A 15,208-nucleotide genomic window follows, 5' to 3' on the forward strand; every position below is an offset into this window, starting at 1 on the left:
GGGGCGCCCGTGAGCCTTGGCCCCGTCGTCGAGATCCGCGACCTGCGCGTGGAGATCGACGGTCGGGTGATCGTCGACGGAGTCGACCTGAGGGTGCTGCCCGGCAGGGTCACCGCCCTGGTCGGTGCCTCCGGCAGCGGGAAGACCACCACCGGGCTCGCCCTGCTGGGCGAGTACCCGCCGGGCGCCCGCGTCACGGGCGAGGTACGGCGAGCCGACAACGGCCCTGTCGGCTACGTCCCCCAGCACCCCGCCGCCGTCCTCAACCCGGCCCGCCGGGTCGGCGCCCTCCTCGACGACATCGCCCGCCCCCAGGTCCGTCACCTGCCGCGCCCGCAGCGCCGTACGGCAGCCCGCGCGCTGGTCCTGCGTGCCCTGGACGACGCCCAACTCGCGGACGCCGAGGCGCTGTTGCGTAGGCATCCGCACCAGCTCTCCGGCGGCCAGCAGCAACGCGTCGTCCTCGCCCAGGCCCTGCTGCTCGGCGCCCGCGTCATCGTCGCCGACGAGCCCACCACCGGGCAGGACGCGCTGACCAAGGCCCGTATCGTCGAGCAACTGGCGGCGGTCGCGGCACGCGGCATCGCGGTCGTGCTGCTCAGCCACGACCTCGACGTGGTGCGCGCTCTCGCCGACGAGGTCCTCGTCCTGCGCGCGGGCCGGGTCGTCGAGTCGGGGCCGGCGGCGCGGCTGTGGGCGGAGCCCCGGCACGAGTGGACCCGCCGACTGCTCGACGAACAGCGCACGGCCCCGCCGGACGGTTCGGGCGCCGCCCGGAGTCAACCGGTGCTGTCCGTCCGGGACTTGACCGCCGTACACGATCGCCGGACCGTCGTGCTGCGCGCCCCGCGCCTCGTCCTGCACCCCGGTGAGTGTCTCGCCGTCGTCGGCCGCTCCGGCAGCGGCAAGACCACGCTCGCCCGCTGCCTCGCGGGCCTGCACCGTGACCACGACGGCGAGATCCTGCTCGACGGCACACCGCTCCCGCGCAGCCTGCGCCACCGCAGCCGCGCCCAACTCGCCGCCGTGCAGTACGTCTTCCAGGACGCCCGTGCCGCGTTCGACGAGCACCGTCCCGTGCTGGACCAGGTGGCCCGCACGGCGATACGGCTGCACGGCGCCGGTGAACGGGCCGCGACGGACGAGGCGACAGCCACTCTCCAGCGCCTCGGCCTGCCGCAGGGGCCGGCCCGGCGCCGCCCCGGCGAGCTCTCCGGCGGCGAACTCCAGCGCGCCGCCCTGGCCCGCGCCCTGCTCGCCCGCCCTCGCGTGCTGATCTGCGACGAGGTCACCTCCGGCCTGGACACGGTCACCCGGCGCGGCATTCTCGACGTCCTCGCGGGACTGGCACGCGAGGAGGACGGCCCGGCGCTCGTCCTCGTCACCCACGACCTGGACACCGCGCGCCTGGCGCACCGCATCGCCGTACTGGACGCGGGGGAGATCGTCGAACAGGGGGCGGCGCAGCGGATCCTGACGGTTCCTCAGCACCCGTTCAGTGTCTCTCTCCTGCGGACGACCGAGCGCCTGGCGGCAGGGGTCCGTGACTGAGCCGACCTCCGGGCGCCTTCGCTGAGGAGACGGGAAGGCCTCGGCGAACGGCCCGGAGGTCGGCGGCTGTGGGCCGCGCCTACGACCTGCTCGGCAGGTGGCGGCGGCGCGGACGGGCGGTGGCCCGGGCGAGCAGGACGTGGATCTGACGCACCGCGTCGCCCGGGTGGGTGGCGGCGGTGGCGAAGGGCAGACGCGTGTCGTGGTGGGAGTCCGGAGTCTGCGACCGCAGCACCAGGCCGTGCCGGTCGAGCCGCAGCGGCCGTACGTCGCTCGCGCCGAGCTGCTGCCGGGCCGGGAGCAGCCGGGCGAGCGGGGCGACGGTGTCGGCGTGGGCCGCGTCCAGCCGGGCCAGCATCTCCGCCTCGTGGGTGGCCAGCGGGTCCGGCGAGGCGAGGGTCAGCTCGTCGAGGCCGATGACGGCCGTCCCGTCGTCGTCCGTGAGCACGGCGCGGGCCGGATGGAACACCAGGGTCTTCGGGCCGAGCGCGGTCAGCCGGCCGCCCAGCGTCAACCGGGCACGCACCCGCTCACGTACGGCGACGGGGGCGACGTCGGTGAACTCGACCAGGGCGGTCAGGTCACCGTGGGGCGCCACCGCGAGCTCGGCGGCCAGGTCGCCGTCCGACGGGTTGTGCAGAAGCAGCCGTGCGGCGGCGTCCACGGTGTGCAGGCCGATCAGTTCGACGCGTTGGCCGTTCGTGGTGACGGTCAGCGAGCCGGCCGCCGAGAGCACCGAGCGGGCACGCTCGGCGGGCGTAGGCTCAGAGCAGACGGCAGCAGGCATGGAGACCTCTCCAACACGGGGTCGACTTAGGTAAGCCTAACCTTATCTCTTCCGTCTCTGTGTTCACCACCCCGTCAGCACCAGGTGATTGACGAGCAGCGCGAGCACGGCCTGCCCCGCGAGCCAGGCGCGCGGTCGCGGCAGGAACGCGCAGGCGGGCAGCAGCCACAGCGCGAACGGCAGCCAGATCCGCTCCGTCTCCGCCTTGCTCATCCCGGACAGGTCGGCGACCAGCATCGCGGCCAGCGCCCCCAGCACGAGCACACCGAGACGGAACGCGGCCGTACCTTCCCGCCGGAGCACCACGGCCCCGGTCCGCCGCAGCCCCGCCGCCGTCGCCAACCCCACCACCAGCACCTGGCAGGCGAGGTTGGCCCACACCCAGTAGGCCTGCGGTCGGGTGCCGCCGGCGCCCTGGTTGTAGCGGGTGACCAGCAGGTCGTACGCCTCCCACCAGAAGAAGCCCAGTGCCGTGAACACGAGCGGCACGACCACGAAACCCGCCAGCGCGAAGGGGAGGGGCCGGATGCGCTCGGAGCCCAGCAGAAGGACGGCCGCGGCGATCACGACGAAGAGCGTCAGGCCGTACGACAGATAGACGGTGAGGCCGAACAGCAGGCCGGAGGCGAGGCCGGTCCGGCGCGGCCGGTGACCTGTCACCGCGAGCGCGAGCAGCGCCACCGCCCAGGCCGCGACCGCCGCGAAGTAGCCGTCCGCGGAGGTCCCCATCCACACCGCGGCCGGAGCCGGCACCAGGAACGGCGCGGCGCGGCGGGCGAGCTTCTCGTCGGCGAGGGTGCGGATGGTGACCAGGATGCCCAGCGCCGCGGTCGCCCCGACGGTGATGCACCAGACGCCGGCCCACGCGCCGCCGCCCAGCCCGATGCGGTCGAGGTAGACGAAGGTGAGCGTGGCCGCCGGGGGATGCCCGGCGATGTGCGGGGGCCAGTGCTCCGGCGAGGCGCCGACCACGATGTGCTCGGTGAAGTGCCGCAGCGTCGCGGGGATGTCCCGGAAGTCGTCGATGACCTGGAGATACTCGTACCGTGTCGTCAGCCTGCGGGCGATGCCGCGCTGCCAGCCGTCGATCAGCGCGAGTGAGAAGGTCCAGGCCGTGCCCGCACCCCAGACGGCGAGCAGCAGCCGCCGCCAGGGCAGCCGGGCGGCCAGGGCGGGGCCGTACGCCACCACGGCGACCGCGACGGCGACGGCCGCCGGGGTTCCCGGGCCGACGTGAGGTCCCCAGTCGCCCAGGAGCGGTGGCCAGTTGACGAAGAGGGTGCCGTCCCGATGCTCGATCACGGTGCCGACCACGGCGGCGGTCACGAAGAGCAGGGCGGCGGCCGCGGCGGCGTACAGATCGCGGCGGAGGTCCCGGCGGGCGGCGGGGCGGGTGTCGGCCGGGGCCTCGGGCAGAAGATCGCTGGTCACGTCTCAGACGCTAGGACGCCCGGGGTGCGCCGGACGCGTGACGGGCGCGGACGTCAGAGATTCGTCATGGTTCACAGCGGCTTTGCGGGCCCCGCATCGGCCTACGGTCGTCGCATGGCTCGGTCTCCCTTCTCTCCCTCCTTCTGGCGCAGCCCGCTGCGCGGCCCCTGGCTCACCTCGGTCCTCGGCGTCGTCCTGCTCGTCGGGATCACGGTGCTGTTCGTCACGGGGCTGGTGTCGTACGCCGCCTACAACCCGAACCTGTCGCCGGTGAACGACAAGACCCCGGACAAGGGGATCCTCGGCTTCTACCTCTTCTCCTGGTCGACCGACCCGCACTGGCTGTACCGGCTCAACCAGGGCATCCACGTCACGCTCGGCATCACCCTGATCCCCGTGCTGCTGGCCAAGCTGTGGTCGGTGATCCCGAGGCTCTTCACCCTGCCGCCGGCGCGGTCCCTCGCGCACGCGCTGGAGCGGATCTCGCTGCTGCTCCTGGTCGGGGGCGCGCTGTTCGAGTTCGTGACGGGCGTGCTCAACGTCCAGCTGGACTACATCTTCCCCGGCTCCTTCTACACGCTGCACTTCTACGGGGCGTGGGTCTTCATCGCCGCGTTCGTCGCGCACGCCGTGCTGAAGACGCCCATGGCCTGGCGCAATCTGCGCCAACTGCGCGAGGAGAAGAACGACCTGGTCCCGCCGAACCCCGCCGAGCCGACCGTCTCGCGACGCGGCGCCCTGTGGTTCGTGGGCGGCGGTTCACTGCTTCTCTTCCTCACGACCGTCGGGCAGAACTTCGACGTGCTGCGCCGGACCGCCCTCCTCGCCCCGCACGGCGGCGCCGAACCGGGCAACGGCCCGAACGGCTTCCAGATCAACAAGACGGCCGCGTACGCCGGCATCCGCGACGCCGACACCAGCGAGGAGGCGTGGCGGCTGGTGGTCGTCGGCCGGGACGGGCGGACGGTCCGCCTCAGCCGCGCCGACCTGCTCGCCATGCCCCTGCACAGCGCGGCGCTGCCCATCGCCTGCGTGGAGGGCTGGTCGACCTCGGACCAGTGGTGGCGCGGGGTACGGCTGCGGGACCTGGCGGCGCTCGTCGGATACGAGGGTGATCCGCCGGACGTACTGGTCGAGTCGCTCCAGCAGCGCGGCGCCTTCCGCCGGGCCGCGATGCGCGCCAACCAGGTCGCCGACTCCCGCTCCCTGCTGGCCCTGTCCGTCAACGGCGAGGACCTGACCCCCGACCACGGCTACCCGGCGCGGATCATCGTGCCCGCCGCGCCCGGTGTGCTGAACACCAAGTGGGTGGCGCGGATGACGTTCGGAGACCTGTGATGCGACGCCCCCAGCTCATTCCGGTCGGCAGCCCCCTCCAAATCCTCCTCCTCGCCTGCTCGTTCGCGCTCGCCGGATACGCGGGGGTGCGGCTGCTGGAGGGGGACTGGTTCGAGGTCGCGCTGTGGTTCGTGGGCGCGGCGATCGTGCACGACCTCGTCCTGGTGCCGCTGTACGGGGCGGCGGACCAGGCACTCCTACGAGGCTTCGAGGCCGTCGACCGCCGGAGCTGGATGCCGTACGTCCGCGTCCCCGCCGCGCTCTCGTTGCTGCTCCTGCTGGTCTGGTTCCCCCTGATCACGGGCCGCGTGGCGGACCGCTACGCCCGCGCCACCGCCCTGAACCCAGACGGCTTCCTGGCCCGCTGGCTGCTGATCACGGCGGTGCTCTTCGGCGGCTCGGCGGTGCTGCTCGCGCTCAGCCGATGGCGATCCGGGGGTGGGCGGCGGGCGTCATCCAGCTCATGATGCGGTCCATGGTGGCGCGGGGCACGGAGACGCAGCCGGCGGTGGCGCCGTTGCCGTTGACGTGAAGGAAGATGCCCGCGCCGCGGCCCGGGGTGGCGGGCCATCGGTTGAAGTTGATGACGAGCGCCTTGGCGTACTGGACGGGGTAGTTGACGAGGTGTTCGCTGCCGCGATCGCCGGACTCGGTGAGCGGGAAGTCCGCGCCCTGCTCGCCGTGCAGGGAGTTGTAGAACTTCGACTCGGGGTCCTGTACCCACCAGTCGTCGTCCGTGACCACGTGGTACGGCATGGCGGTGCCGCCGGCCACGTGACCGAACCCCTCGGTGATGGTGTAGGTGCCGGTGGGCGTGGTGTACGTGCTCTGCTGCCGGGTGGCCCCGTCGGTCACGCCGTTGGAGCCGACGCGGGCGGCGCTGGTGCTGAACCGCGCCTTCCAGCCGGAGGATTCCTTGGCCCAGGCGGTCACGGTGGCGTAGGAGCCGCCGGCCTTCACGGTGATCAGCTGGGTGGCGTCGCCCACCTCGGCCGGTACCGGGAAGTCGGGTGCGGCAGGGGCGGCCGGAGCGGCCGCCGTGTCACGGGATCCGCTCGCGGATCCGACGGTCCCGCTGGTGGCGCTGTCCGACGGGGAGGCGGACGCCGAGGGCGAGGCGGACGCGCGGTCGGACGCAGATGCGGAGGGGCCGGCGGAGGGGGAGCCGGAGGCGCTGGGCGATGCGGTGCGGGCGGCGGGCTCCTCGGGTGACCGTGACACCTCCACCGAGTCGGCGGCCGTGGTCTGCTGGTCGTCCTGCCCGGCGCAGGCGGAGGTCATCGCCAGGGCGCTGAGGGCTGCGGCGGTGATCAGAACCTGCCGGGGAAGGGCTTGCACGGGGAACTCCTTGCTGGGCGGTAAGGCGGGTGGGGTCAGCTCGCGGTCGCGGGCCCGGCGGGCAGGGCACCGGTGCAGGTGGCACGGCCGAACGTGCCGCTGGCCGTGGCGCTTTGGACGTGCCGGCCGCGGATCGCGAGGGTGCAGCGGGCCTGCCCGCCCTTCTCGGTGAGCACGATGCTGACGATCGGGTCCCGGCCGACGGGGACGTCGACGGTCTCGCGCCAGGGCAGGGCGGCGGCTTTGACGACGGTGGCCGTTCCGGCTTCGCTGCGGGCCTGGTAGGTGATGTCGGCGGAGCCCTCGCCCGTCACCTCGTAGGTCACAGAGGCGGTCGGGACGCTGCGCTCGGACTGCTTGTCACCGCCCTCGCCGGAGTCGACGACGCCGTACACGACGAGCCCCGCGCAGGCGGCCAGTACCGCGCCCGCCACGACAATGCCGGACCGGTCCGCGCGCCGGAAAAGCGATGGCGTTGCGGATTCCCGTGTGTCGCCGGCCATGGAATTCCCCCTTCGAATACGGCTGCTCAAGATGAATCGACGGGGTTATACATGACGCTGTCCGCCGATGGCCAGTGGGGGAACATATCGGACACTCCACGGTCTCCGCACGGTCAATGGTCCGTATTGTCCACGGACTTGACACGGCGTCACCAAAATGAATAGAAACCCGGCGCCCCTGCCCATGGCCTCGTTTCCCATGGGTGGGACGAATTCTGGCGGCATGTTTATGCCATGGCGCACGAGGAAAGGTTTGGCGTGAAATCCGGACTGGGCAAGCTGATAGCGTGCCTGGTGGTAGCCGCGGTGACGAGCACCGCGTTGCCCCAGGTCGCGTATGCGGCGCCCGCTGATGACGGTGACGACAAGGGGATTTTCGACACCGTCAAGGGCTGGTTCGCGGATGACGACGAGGACGGCGGCGGACTGGACGAGCCGCCGTCCCATGACGAATTGGATATAGCGGATCGGGAGAAGGTTTCCTGGCCCAAGAACGACCCGAAGGCGAAGCGGGTCAGGGAGCTCTCGGGTAAACGAACGGCAAACGCGCGGTTCTGGCAGCTGTCGGACGGACGTGTCGAGGCGGAATTGTCGGCGGTGCCGACGTCCTACCGCTCGGGGTCGGGCAAGAAGAGGTCCTGGAAGCCGGTCGATACGACGGTCCGCGCGTCGCAGGCGAAGGGTTTCGCGTTCGCCAACACGACGAATGAGGGCCGCAGCTGGTTCGGCGCCGAGGCGGACAGGCTGGTGCGGTTCCAGTCACCGGACGGCCGCTCGGTCACCCTCGGCGTCGAGGGCGCGGCCCGCGCGCTGAAGCCGTCGGCCAAGGGCTCCACGGTCACGTACAAGGACGCGGTGCAGGGCGCTGACGTGCAGTACGTCGTGGGTCCGGGCCGGGTGAAGGAGAACATCACCCTCGCCGAACGCCCGGACGGCCCGCTGAAGTTCACCTTCACGCTGGACACCGACGGGCTCATACCGAAGGCCCGCAAGGACGGCTCGATCGCGCTGTACGGCGAGCTGCCGAACACGCCGGTGATGGTGATCCCGGCGCCGTACATGACGGACGCGAAGAAGCGGGACGCCTCCGTCTTCGGCCGGACCTACAGCACCAAGGTCACCCAGAAGCTGACCAAGGACGGCAAGTCCTGGAAGCTGACGGTCACTCCGGACGCGAAGTGGCTGGCGTCGAAGGACCGCCAGTACCCGGTCGTCATCGACCCGACGATCACCATCGCGCCGTCACCGTCGCAGTCCCAGGACACCATGGTCCTGTCGGACCAGCCGTCGACCAACTTCAACACCACCTGGAAGCTGTCGGCCGGCCGCACCTCCACCACGGCCAACTCCCGTTCTCTGATCAAGTTCCCGCTGGACGAGATCCCGTCGGGCACGAAGATCGACTCGGCGCGCCTGGAGATGTACTACGACCAGGCGCACACCACGGCCACCACGAACACGCAGATCGGTGTGTACCGGGCCACGAAGGCGTGGGACGAGACGACCGCGACCTGGGCCGGCACCAGCGACCTGGTGGGTGAGCAGTCGTCGACGTCGGTGCAGATCGACGACGAGGACGCGGGCACGGCGGCGGTCGGGACGTGGGCGACCTCCGCCACGACGGCCAACGCGGTCGGGGACACCTTCCGCTTCAACCTCGACTCGATCACGGGTGACTCCTTCACCTGGCCGATGCGGGTGCCGGAGACGGGCACCTACCGGGTGGACGCGCACTATGTGCAGGGCGCCAACCGGGCCGTCGCCGCCCCCTACACGGTTACCGCGGCAGGCGGCGCGACCAGCACGTACAACGTCAACCAGACCACCGGCACCGGCGGCGTGTGGACCTCGCTCGGCGGTGACACCAACGAGCTGACCTTCAACAAGGGCGGCGCCTACAAGGTCGAGCTCAAGGACACCTCGGTGCCGACCAGCCAGGCGCTGGTCGCGGACGCGGTGCGCCTGGTCGACCCGGCGAGGATCACCAAGTCGGCGGGTCAGTACAACCGGTGGCACAGCTTCCCGGTCGGCGACACCGTGCAGAAGTGGGTCGACGGCACCGCCACGAACCACGGCTTCGTCCTGAAGGCCACCGACGAGGCGGCCAACCCCCTCGGCGGCCCGCGCTACGAGTCCGGTGACGGCGACTACGGCGGCGAGACCGCCACGATCCCGCGGCTGACCGTGACGTACGGCAAGGTCGGCACGACGCTGAACTCGCCGACGGTGATCCATGGCACGGGCCCGGAGCTGTCGTGGAAGGCCTACTCCAACACCACCGGCGATGCGGACCTGAACATCGCCGAGTACCAGCTGCACCGCTCCACGCAGCAGGCGTTCACGCCGTCCGCGGCCACGCTGATCGCGCCGATCGACAAGGCCGCGACGACGTACACGGACACCACCGCGACCCCGACCCCGGACTCCTCCTCGGCGGAGATCGGGCGGTCGTACTACTACCAGATCGCGGTGAAGACGGCCGACGGCCAGCTGCTCGGCTCGCCCACCCGCATCGTCGGCGTGCCGAAGGCGGGCCGCACGATGAAGCTGATCCAGGGCACCGCGGCCGGCAACACGGACACCACGCTGTCCTCCGCGACCCCGACCACCAACCTCGACACCATCGACTCGGCGGGCGCGGGCCAGAACTGGCTGACGGTGGGCAACAATTCGCCCACGTACGGCAAGACCCGCTCGGTCATGAAGTTCCCCACCAGCGACCTGCCCACCACCGCCACGGTGCTGGAATCGCGGCTGTTCATGTGGGGCGCGGAGACCACCACCGACACCAACGGTGCGATCTACGAACTCCACGGCCTGACAAGGGACTTCAACGAGACTCAGGCCACCTGGAACAGCGCCGCCACCGGCACGGCGTGGACGACGGCCGGCGGCGATTTCTCCGCCACGGTCTCGGACACCGTCGCCTCCGTCTCGGAGGTGGGCCGGCACTGGTGGGACGCCACTTCGCTCACCCAGGGCTGGGTGAAGACCCCGACGTCCAACAAGGGCGCCATGGTCAAGCTCAAGGACGAGACGTCCACCGGCCCGCAGGAGCGGACGGTGTTCCTGGCCTCGGAGACGTCCGACCAGCAGCTCGGCCCGCTGCTGCGCGTGATCTACGTCGACTCGACTACCGAGGACACGTACTACGCGCCGCAGACTCCGGCCCGGATGACGCCGAACTCGACGTACACGGTGGAGTTCACGGTCACCAACACGACGAGTGCCGCCTGGGCGAGCGGTGAGCGGCAGCTGTCGTACACCTGGAAGCTCCCCGACGGCACGGACGTGACGACCGGCGGCAACCAGCTGTCGACGGCGATTCCGGCGCTGTCTCCCGGCTCGTCGGCGACGATCCAGGCGCAGGTGAAGACGCCGATCAACTCGGACTCGGGCAGCAAGCGCACCGACTACGTGCTCGGCTGGGATGTGAAGAAGGTCTCCGACGGCAGTTGGCTGTCCGCCGGAACCGGCGGGATTCCGTCGCTGAAGCAGAACGTGGCCGTCGAGGACCCGACTTCCAACTCCCTCGGTCTGGAGAAGTTCTACTCCTACACCGGCAAGAACACCGGCGCCGGGTCGACGGTGATGAACAACCTGGCGTCGGGCAACACGGTGTGGTCGTACAACGCGTTCACCAACCCGGGGCGGGGTCTGACGACGTTCGCCAGGTTCGCGTACAACTCACTGGACACCTCCGACACGGTGCTCGGTCACGGTTGGTCCGGTCAGGCGGCCGGTCCGATCCGCCTGGGCGCGCCGCTCGACTTCCACCCGAACCCCAACGCCAACGCGACGGAAATCCGCCTCCCGGACGGTGACGGCACGACGCACGTCTTCACCAAGCAGGCAGACGGCACCTGGAAGGCCCCGGCGGGCGTCCACTACCGCGTCACCATGAAGGCGGGCCTGGACTGCACCCCGAACAAGGACCCGATCCCGGACGCCTGGACGCTGATGCGCCCGGACGGCACGCGGTTCCTCTTCGGCTGCGATGGCTACCTGACGTCCGTTGTCGACAAGAACGGCAACACACAGACGTACACGTACGAGGAGCGCAAGTCCCGCAACAAGCCGACGAAGTTCCTCACGTACATCACCGACCCGGCAGGCCGGCAGTCGATGAAGATCGACTATTACCGGAAGTACGAGAACAAGGGCGGCGTCGTCTCGGGTGACGCCACCTACACGTACATCACCGCCACGGGTGCCAAGGCCACTGGCACCAACCTGAACGAGCCCAAGATCTACGACCACGTCAAGTCCATCACGGACATCTCGGGGTCGGTGACGGGCCTGCCGACCCGCAAGATCTCCTTCTACTACACGACCACGGGTTTGCTGGGCTGGATGACCGACGGCGAGGGTTCCTCCCAGCCGAAGGACTTCAAGTTCACCTACGACTCCACCCAGGGCAACAAGAACGTCAAGCTGGTCAAGATCACCGACCCGCGCGGCAAGGGCACCGACCTGGCGTACTACGCGCCGCAGGCGGGTGACGACCCGAAGTACCACTGGTGGACCAAGACGATCAAGGATCGGCTGGGCTACGACACGGGCTTCGGGTACGCGGCGAACACCACGAACACGAAGTTCACCGACACCACTGTCACGGACGCCGAGACGCACGCCACGAAGTACGTGACGGACGACTTCGGCCGCCCGGTCCAGACGACCAACGCCAAGTCCCAGACGGCGAAGATGAGCTGGGACGCGGACAACAACGTCACGTATCTGGAGGAGGACAACGGCGCCAAGACCGCGTACTGCTACGACCAGAAGACGGGGTATCCGCTCTGGCAGCGGGATGCGGAGAACAACAAGACCGGGGTCCCGGACCAGACGGCCACCTGCGTCACGGACACCACCAAGTGGCCGGCCAACGCCGCGAAGTACGAGTACCAGACGCGTGCCGACGGCTACTCCGCCGATCTGTTCCGCAAGACCTCTCCCGAGGACCGCAAGTGGCAGTTCGGCTATGACACCTTCGGCAACGTGAAAACGGTCACGGACCCCAAGGGTGTCGCGACCACGACGGTGCCGGACGACTACACCACGAAGTACGACTACGACTCCTACGGCCAGCTGACCAAGGCGACCGACCCCAACAGCCACGCCACGACGTACAGCGGCTTCGGGGCTACCGGTTACCCGGACACGATCACCGACGCGAAGTCGAACGCGACGAGGTTCGTCTACGACGAGCGCGGTCAGGTCACCCAGGTCACCGACGCCAACAGCAAGGTGACCACGCAGACGTACGACACATTCGGACGTCCGTTGGTCAACACCGCACCCAAGGACACGGGTGTCGTGATCACGACACCGGCGCCGGTGTACGACGAGAACGACAACGTCACCAAGTCGACGGCGCCGAACGGCGCGATCTCCACGGCGGTGTACGACAACGCGGACCAGGTCACGTCGGCGACGGCGCCTGCGAATAACCTGACCAGCCCACGTGCCACGACGTACACCTACGACAAGATCGGCAACCTGAAGACGACGACCGAGCCCAAGGGCACGGCAACGACGACGGACACCACCGACTACGTCACGACGAACTACTACGACGAGATCGACGAGCTCACCTCCGTGGTCAACGCGAAGGGCGACAAGGTCTCGTACGAGTACGACAACGTCGGCAACGTCACCAAGGTCATCGACCCGAAGAAGAACGCCACCACCGACACGACCGACTTCACGACCAAGACCGACTACGACCTGGACCACCGGGTCACGGTTGTCACGGACGCGGCGGGCAAGACCACGAAGCGTTCCTACGACAAGGACTCGCTGGTCGTCTCGACGACGGACGCGGAGAACAACACCACGACCGTCATCTACGACGAGCGCGGCAAGAAGACCGAGGTCAAGGTCCCGCACGACGGCACGTCGACCATCACGTACCGCACGACGAAGTTCGAGTACGACCAGGTCGGCAACACCACCAAGGTGATCAGCCCGCGTGCCGTCGCGGCCGGTACGACCACCGCGTTCACCGCCCGTACCGAGTACGACGAGCTGAACCGGCCGGCCAAGCAGTACCAGCCCTACGACCCGGCGGACAGCCGCTACAACGACCCGAACGTCTACAGGGAGACGGCATACGACAAGGTGGGCCGGGTGGCGAAGACCTCGCTGCCGCCATCGGACGGTGAGACGGTCCGCAACGACACCACCTACAGCTACTACGACAACGGCTGGGTGAAGGCGTCCACCGACCCGTGGGACATCGCCACAACGTACGACTACAACGAGCTGGGCCAGCAGACCAAGCGCACCCTGACCTCGGCGGGCGGCTCCACGGACCGCACCATGACGTGGTCGTTCTACCCCGACGGCTCACTGAAGTCCCGCGCGGACGACGGCGTCCCGGTCGGCAAGTCGGTCGCCCTCGTCGACAACTCCGACACCCAGAACACCGCCAAGACCGGCACCTGGACGAAGGGAGACATCACCGGCCAGCAGGGCTACAACCACGAGACCCACACGGCCGCCACGGGCACGGACGCCTACGCATGGACGCTCAACATCCCCAAGGACGGCACGTACGCCACGTACGTCAAGTTCCCGAAGGTGACGGGCGCCGCGACCACGGCCAAGTACACGGTGACCTACGACGGTGGGACGGCCGACAAGACGATCGACCAGAACGCCACCGCCAACCAGGGCACCTGGGTCTCGCTTGGCTCCTACGCCTTCAAGCAGGGCAACGCGGCCAAGCTGCAGCTGTTCCAGAACAGCGGCGGAGTCGTGGTCGCCGACGCGGTCAAGCTCGTCCGCGACACCAGCGGTGACCCGGCGGACACGGAGAAGACGAACTTCGCCTACTCCTATGACCTCAACGGCAACCTGACCCAGATCGATGACACCTCGTCGACCGCGAAGATCGACAACTACGCGATCACCTACACGGGGCTCAACCAGGTCCAGAAGGTCACCGAGAACCTGGCAGGGGTGGAGAAGAAGTCCACGTCGTACACGTATGACGCGGACGGCCAGCAGGACACCATCACCCACCCGGACCAGTTCTCCAAGTACACGTACGACCTGCGTGAACTGGTCAAGACGGTCTCTGTCGGCAAGTCCGCCACGGACGCGTCGCCGAAGGTCACGTCGTACACGTACACCGACCGCAGCCTGAAGCTGAAGGAGACCAAGGCCAACGGCAACACGGTCGACTACACGTACTACCTGGACGCGGCGCTGAAGACGTCGGCGGAGAAGAAGCCGAACGGCACCCTCGTCGACTCGCACACCTACGCCTACGACCCGAACGGCAACAAGTCGCAGGACGTGGCGAAGAAGATGAACGCCGACAACCACTCGGCGTACCTCGACTCCACCACGGACTACACCTACGACCCGGCCAACCGGCTCAAGCAGTCGGTCAAGACCGGCAATGGCGCGGGCACCGAGACGTACGTCCACGACAACAACGCCAACGTCATCAGCCAGACGGTCAAGGACGTCACGACCAGCTACAACTACGACCGCAACAGGCTGCTCACCGCGACGGTCTCCGGCAGCACGGCGAACTACAACTACGACCCGTTCGGCCGCATGGAGACCATCACTTCGGGCGGCGAGGTCATCGAGCGGAGCGTGTACGACGGCTTCGACCACGTCGTGGAGTCCCAGAAGAAGGACTCGGCGGGTGCGATGAAGTCGACGACCTACACCTTCGACCCACTCGATCGCACCAGGTCGAAGACGGCGGACGGCAAGACGACGGACTTCGAGTACCTGGGCCTGTCGAACGAGGTCCTGGACGAGAAGGTCGCCGGCACGCTGACCAAGTCGTACCAGTACAGCCCCTGGGGCGAACGCCTGTCGCAGGTCAAGCACAACGGCGACGGCACGACCGAGGACAGCTACTACGGCTACAACGGTCACACCGATGTCGAGACCCTGACGGACGACAACGGCGACACCAAGGCCACCTACGGCTACACCGCCTACGGCAAGGACGACGACTCCGAGTTCACCGGCATCGACAAGCCCGATGCCGCAGACCCGACCAAGGAGGCCTACAACCCTTACCGCTTCAACGCCAAGCGCTGGGATGCCCAGTCCGGCACCTACGACATGGGCTTCCGCAACTACAGCCCAGGCCTCAACCGCTTCACCACCCGGGACATGTACAACGGGGCGCTGTCCGACATGCGTCTCGGCACCGACCCCTACACCAGCAATCGGTACGCGTTCGGCGGTGGCAACCCGACGAGCCTCGTCGAACTCGACGGGCACATGC

8 protein-coding genes are annotated in these 15,208 nt (G+C 69.0%); 4 read left to right on the forward strand and 4 right to left on the reverse strand.

Annotated features, from left to right (window positions below; genetic code table 11):
* The first annotated feature begins 9 nt into the window (after positions 1 to 9).
* The gene (locus EAO75_RS03100) at positions 10 to 1,551 is read left to right on the forward strand and encodes an ABC transporter ATP-binding protein (RefSeq protein ID WP_261989127.1); all 1,542 of its coding nucleotides are present in this window, start codon (positions 10 to 12) and stop codon (positions 1,549 to 1,551) included.
* Positions 1,552 to 1,630: 79 nt separating this feature from the next.
* Here EAO75_RS03100 and EAO75_RS03105 read toward each other — a convergent pair whose 3' ends face one another.
* A complete protein-coding gene (locus EAO75_RS03105) occupies positions 1,631 to 2,338 on the reverse strand; it encodes a DUF2470 domain-containing protein (protein WP_147993458.1) in 708 nt (235 codons plus the stop codon).
* 63 nt (positions 2,339 to 2,401) lie between these two features.
* Positions 2,402 to 3,769, reverse strand: coding sequence for a hypothetical protein (locus EAO75_RS03110; protein WP_261989128.1), 1,368 nt, complete (start codon positions 3,767 to 3,769; stop codon positions 2,402 to 2,404).
* Positions 3,770 to 3,883: 114 nt separating this feature from the next.
* On the opposite strand from EAO75_RS03110, the gene EAO75_RS03115 reads away from it, so the two are divergent.
* Positions 3,884 to 5,107, forward strand: a complete 1,224-nt coding sequence (locus tag EAO75_RS03115) for a molybdopterin-dependent oxidoreductase (protein ID WP_187284283.1) — start codon at positions 3,884 to 3,886, stop codon at positions 5,105 to 5,107.
* A complete protein-coding gene (locus EAO75_RS45555) occupies positions 5,107 to 5,574 on the forward strand; it encodes a hypothetical protein (protein WP_187284284.1) in 468 nt (155 codons plus the stop codon). Before EAO75_RS03115 ends, EAO75_RS45555 begins: the two co-directional genes overlap by 1 nt.
* Here EAO75_RS45555 and EAO75_RS03130 read toward each other — a convergent pair.
* Positions 5,525 to 6,445 carry a L,D-transpeptidase family protein gene (locus tag EAO75_RS03130; RefSeq protein WP_261989129.1) on the reverse strand — a complete coding sequence of 307 codons (921 nt, stop codon included), beginning with the start codon at positions 6,443 to 6,445 and terminating at the stop codon, positions 5,525 to 5,527. The two genes, EAO75_RS45555 and EAO75_RS03130, sit on opposite strands and share 50 nt — an antisense overlap.
* A 35-nt stretch (positions 6,446 to 6,480) precedes the next feature.
* Positions 6,481 to 6,948 (reverse strand): hypothetical protein, encoded by a 468-nt coding sequence (locus tag EAO75_RS03135; protein ID WP_261989130.1) that lies wholly within the window; start codon positions 6,946 to 6,948, stop codon positions 6,481 to 6,483.
* Between the two features lie 234 nt (positions 6,949 to 7,182).
* Here EAO75_RS03135 and EAO75_RS03140 point away from each other — a divergent pair.
* Positions 7,183 to 15,208 (forward strand): DNRLRE domain-containing protein (locus EAO75_RS03140; RefSeq protein ID WP_147994267.1); only part of this gene is annotated, 8,026 nt, incomplete at its 3' end.

This window comes from Streptomyces sp. UW30 (genome assembly GCF_008042075.1).
Classification (GTDB): Bacteria; Actinomycetota; Actinomycetes; order Streptomycetales; family Streptomycetaceae; genus Streptomyces.